Annotated in this window: 4 protein-coding genes; all 4 read right to left on the bottom strand. The window is 70.0% G+C overall.

The window, feature by feature from the left end; translation table 11 throughout:
* On the bottom strand, positions 1-566 hold a 566-nt coding region (locus tag ACGLHR_RS50600), incomplete at its 3' end, for an AMP-binding protein (RefSeq protein WP_400103532.1).
* Positions 559-1137 (bottom strand): (2Fe-2S)-binding protein, encoded by a 579-nt coding sequence (locus tag ACGLHR_RS50595; RefSeq protein ID WP_400103530.1) that lies wholly within the window; start codon positions 1135-1137, stop codon positions 559-561. The genes ACGLHR_RS50595 and ACGLHR_RS50600, both read right to left, overlap by 8 nt.
* Positions 1134-1949: a xanthine dehydrogenase family protein subunit M gene (locus tag ACGLHR_RS50590; protein ID WP_267600474.1), complete on the bottom strand. Its 816-nt coding sequence runs from the start codon at positions 1947-1949 to the stop codon at positions 1134-1136. Before ACGLHR_RS50590 ends, ACGLHR_RS50595 begins: the two co-directional genes overlap by 4 nt.
* Positions 1946-4844 (bottom strand): molybdopterin cofactor-binding domain-containing protein (locus tag ACGLHR_RS50585; RefSeq protein ID WP_400103527.1); only part of this gene is annotated, 2899 nt, incomplete at its 5' end. The genes ACGLHR_RS50590 and ACGLHR_RS50585, both read right to left, overlap by 4 nt.

Here is a 4844-nt window from a genome sequence, read left to right as displayed (position 1 = left end):
GCCACGTGGGCGAGCGCGGCGGCGCGCTCCTGCCGGTGCCGGCGCGGCACGCCCTTGGGCTTGCCGGTGGTGCCCGAGGTGTAGAGCATCAGCGAGACAGCGCTCGCTTCGGCCACCGGGGCGTCATGCAACGCAACGCTGTCCAGCAGCGAGGCGAACGACATCGAGCCGCCCGCCGCGCAGTCCAGCGCAATGCAGGGCACGGCCTGCGCCGCCGGGCTGGCCAGCACGGCATCGGAGCTGACAGGCTCGAACACCAGCGCCTTGACGGCGGCATCCTGCACGCAATAATCAAGCTCCTCAGGCTTGGCGCGCCAGTTCAGGGGCACCATCACGATGCCGGCGAACTGGCAGGCCCAGTGCAGCGTGGCCATTTCCCAGCGGTTTTGCAATACGGCCAGCAGGCGGTCGCCCGGTTCCAGGCCAATCTCGTGCAGGCCGGACGCGACGCAACGGATACGCTCGTACCACTGCGCATAGGTGAGCATCAGGTCGCCATCGACGATGGCGGGCGCATGCGGACTGCGCTCCACGCTCTGCAGGAAGGTGCGGCCGAGATCAAGCATCGCAGGCCTCCTCGGTAACTACGCCGGCAGCAGCAGGGCGAGCCCGTGCACGGATCGCGGCTACGTCGAGCACGGCGGCCACGATGGGGGTGTAGCCCGTACAGCGGCACAGGTGGCCGGACAGCATGTCGCGCACCTGCGCTTCGCTGGGTTCCGGCACGCGCTCCAGGTAGTCCGCGCACGACATCAGAATGCCGGCCGTGCAGAATCCGCACTGCAGCGCGTGGTGGCGGCGGAAGGCCTCCTGCAGGTCGCTTAGCCCCTCGGCCGGCGCCAGGCCTTCGACGGTATCGATGGTGCGGTCCTCGGCCTGCACGGCCAGCATCAGGCACGAGCGCGCGGCTACGCCGTCGACCCGCACCGTGCAGGCGCCGCAGACGCCGTGCTCGCAGCCAACGTGGGTGCCGGTGGCGCCGAGCTCGTGGCGCAGGAAATCCGACAGCAGCTCGCGCGGCTCGCAATGGCCGCTGCGTTCGCGGCCGTTCAGGGTCAGGGTGATGCGGCGCCGCTCCTGGCGCTGCATCATCTCGGCGGGCTTGCCGGATTCGGCGCCCTTGGTGGTCTTGCTCATTTTGCCTCCTCGATCACACGCATGCCCAGTTGCCGCACCAGGTGCCGGCGGTACTGCGCGCTGATATGGGCGTCGTCCTGCGCGCCCAGTTTCCAACTGAAATCGTTGATGGCCTCCTCCAGGTCCTTGCCCTGCAGGCGCGGCCAGGTTTCCAGCACCGGCCGGTCCGCCACGCCGCCCACCGCCAGCGCGATGGCGTCATCGGTCACGGTGGCCGCGCAGGCCACCAGCGCAAAATCGCCGTGGCGCGCGGAGAATTCGGCAAAGCCGTAGCGCGCCCCGGGGCGCCGCAGCGGAAAGCGCACCGCCTCCACCAACTCGTCGGGCTCGCGTGCCGTCATCAACATGCCCTGGAGGAAGCTGGCCGCCGGCAATACGCGGCGGCGCCGCGCGGCGCGCAGCACCACCTCGCCGCCCAGCGCGGTCAGCACCAGGGGCAATTCGGCGCTCGGATCGGCATGAGCCACCGAGCCGCACACGGTGCCACGGTTGCGAATCTGGAAATGCGAAATATGCGGAAAGGCCATGGCCAGCAGCGGCACCTCGTCGGCCAGTGTGGCGCGCCATTCGACGCTGCCCTGCGTGGCCGCGGCACCCACCACCAGGTGAGCGTCTTCCACCCGCACCGTGTTCAGCTCGGCGGTGCGCGAGATATCGATCAGCAGTTGCGGCTGCGCCAGGCGCATGTTGAGCACCGCCATCAGCGACTGGCCGCCGGCCAGCACGCGCGCGCCCTCGCCGCCACGGGCCAGCGCATCGAGCGCGTGCTGCGTGGTTTCGGCGCGCAGATAATCGAAAGCGGATGGTTTCATCGACGGACTCCCAAACGGGCCAGCAGGCGGGCAAGCCAGCCTTGCGGCCGTACCGGCTTGCCGGCGGCCTGGCGGCCGAGCGATTCGAACAACTGGCGCAGCACCACCTTGGCGGCGCCTTCCAGCATGCGTCCGCCCACGGCGGCGACCTTGCCGGATACCTCGGCCTCGTAGTCGTAACTCAGGCGCGTGCCGCTGCCATGCGGGACCAGCTCCACCAGGCCGGCGCCGCGCGCGCTGCCCAGCGAGGACATGCCGGCGCCCGCCAGCCGCAGCCGGCGCGGGGGATCGAGGTCCGACAGGGCGATCTCCGCCTCGAAGCGCGCCTTGATCATGCCGACCCCTACCGTCACGTCGGCGCGGTAGTGGTTCTCGGCGGTGCGCTCCAGCGCGTGGCAGCCGGGCACCACCTTGGCCAGCGCCTGCGGGTCCAGCAGCACGGCGAAGATGGCTTCGGGCGTGGCGTCGAGATCCACCGAGCCGCGCGCGGTGAGCGCCTTGCCACTGCCCTTGCGGGCCGCGGGCACGGCGGCCTCGCGTATGGCTTCCAGCAATTCGGGGCGAGACGGTGGCGGATCGTCGAAGCCCACCATGGCCATCACCTTGGCCGGGGTCAGCGGCAGGCGGATGTCCTGCACGCCGAGCGCGTCCGCCACCGCGTTGGCGATGCAGGGGGGCGTGCTCATGTTGTTGCCCTCGCCCAGGCCCTTGGCGCCGAGCGGCGTGAAGGGGCTTGGCGTTTCCAGGTGCACGATCACCGGATCGGGCACCTCGCAGGTGGTCGGCATCAGGTAGTCGGCCAGCGTGCCGGACTGGAAGCTGCCGTCGGCGCCATAGCGGAACTCCTCCATCAGCGCCGCGCCCAGCCCCTGGGCGAAGGCGCCGCGGATCTGACCATCGGCCAGCGCCGGGTTGAGCAGCGTACCGGCGTCGTGCGCGGTCACGTAGCGATCGATACGCACGCGCCCCGTGGCGCGGTCGATCTCCACGCCGCACATATCGAAGGCAAAGCCGTAGGCGGCCGAGGTGTTGATGCGGTCGTTCTCATCCGGCGCTTCCAGGTTGGGCGGCGACCAGAACACCGTCTCGCGCAGGCCCGGCTCCTCTCCCGCCGGCAACTGCTGCGGTGACCAGTGCGGCGCATTGCTGGCCACGCGCGTGAAGGGCAAGCCGGATTCGGGCGCGCCTTTGCGGGCAATGCGGCCGTCTTCGAACACCACCTCCGCAGGCGTGCAGCCGAACTGCGGCGCCACGATGCGCGCCAGCTTGTCGCGCACCCGCTCGGCGGCCAGATGCACGGTGCCGGCCACCGCGCCGGCAAAGCGGCTAGAGTAATTGCCGGCGGCAACCGACCACGCATCCTTGTGGGTATCGAACTCGACGTTCACCACCACGTCGGCCGGGTCCACGCCAAGCACGTCGGCCACGACCTGCGCGCACACGGTCATATGGCCCTGCCCGGCCGGCGTCGAGGCAATGGTGACCACCACGCCGCCGAGCAGGTCGACGCTGACCGTGGCGCTGGCGATGGCGCCGTTCTTCGGCCCCGCCTTCTTGCGCGCCTCGGCCGGCATGGCGGTGGTGATATAGCCCATGTTGGACACGGACGGCTCGACGATGGCGGCAAAGCCGATGCCATATAGCCGGCCCTCGGCGCGTGCGGCATCGCGGCGGCACATCAGCTCGTAGTAGCCGCCTTCTTCCAGCGCGCGCGCCAGCGCCAGCTGGTAGTTGCCGGAGTCCAGCAACGCGCCCGCCGCGGCGCGATAGGGAAAGGCATCGGCGGCAACAAAGTTGCGGCGATACACATCGAGCGGATCGAGGCCGAGCTGCGTCGCGATGCGCTGCACCAGCCGCTCCAGGGCGAAATACACCTGCGGGCCGCCAAAGCCACGCACCAGGCCGGTGGGCGTCTTGTTGGTCATCACCACCCGGTTGCGCACCAGCAGGTTGGGGATGTCGTAGGCGCCGGTCAGGCAGCCGTGCATGCGGTAGAAGGTGGCGGGCTCCGGCGCGCGCAGGTAGCCGCCGCAGTCTTCGACCTGGTCATAGGACAGCGCCACGATGCGGCCATCGGCCTTCACCGCGGCTTCCAGCGTGGACAGCCGCGCGGTGGCGGAGGTGGCGGCGCTGAGATGCTCGAGCCGGTCTTCCACCCACTTCACCGGTGCGCCGGCCTTGCGGGACGCCAGGCACATCAGCACCGCGTAGGGAAACACGGCCTGCTTCACGCCGAAGCTGCCGCCGGAATCGCGCGGGGCTTTGTGGCGCAGCCGGTTGGCCGGCACCTTGAGCGCCATCGCCATCACCGCATGCAGCGAGAACGGCCCCATGAAATTGGAGGTGACGTCATAACCCTCGTCACCGGGCAGGAACTCGGCAATCACCACGCCGCATTCGATCGGCGTGCAGGTGTTGCGCGGATAGTGCGCGGTCAGCGTGACCCGGTGCGGCGCCGCGGCAAAGGCGGCTTCAGGCTCGCCGTAGCGGAAGTGGCGGTCGCTCACCACATTGGAGCCTACGCCGGGATGGAGGATGGGCGCATCGTCGGCCAGCGCGGCTTCGATCGATACCACCGGCGGCAGCACGCGGTAAGTGACGCGCACCAGGTCGAGCGCGTCTTCGGCCAGGGCACGGCTCTCGGCCATTACCACGGCCACTGGCTCGCCCACATAGCGCACGCGGTCCATGGCCAGCGCCCATTGCTCCATTGGTGACTTCACGGCGACCACGAAGGGACGCGACCAGGCCGCCAGGTCGGCGCCGGTAAGCACGGCGTGCACGCCCGGCGCGGCAAGCGCGGCGGTGGCATCGACGGTGCCAAGTTCGGCATGCGCATGCGGGGAACGCACGATGGCCGCGTGCAGGGTGCCGGGCTTCACGCCCAGGTCGTCG

It is taken from the genome of Cupriavidus sp. CuC1 (assembly GCF_044627735.1).
GTDB classification, from domain to species: Bacteria; Pseudomonadota; Gammaproteobacteria; order Burkholderiales; family Burkholderiaceae; genus Cupriavidus; species Cupriavidus ulmosensis.
This window is presented reverse-complemented; position numbering and strand designations above follow the sequence as displayed.

Coding starts and splice junctions, on each gene's coding strand:
- ACGLHR_RS50590 (WP_267600474.1), bottom strand. CDS start 1,949: ATGAAACCATCCGCTTTCGATTATCTGCGCGCCGAAACCACGCAGCAC.
- ACGLHR_RS50595 (WP_400103530.1), bottom strand. CDS start 1,137: ATGAGCAAGACCACCAAGGGCGCCGAATCCGGCAAGCCCGCCGAGATG.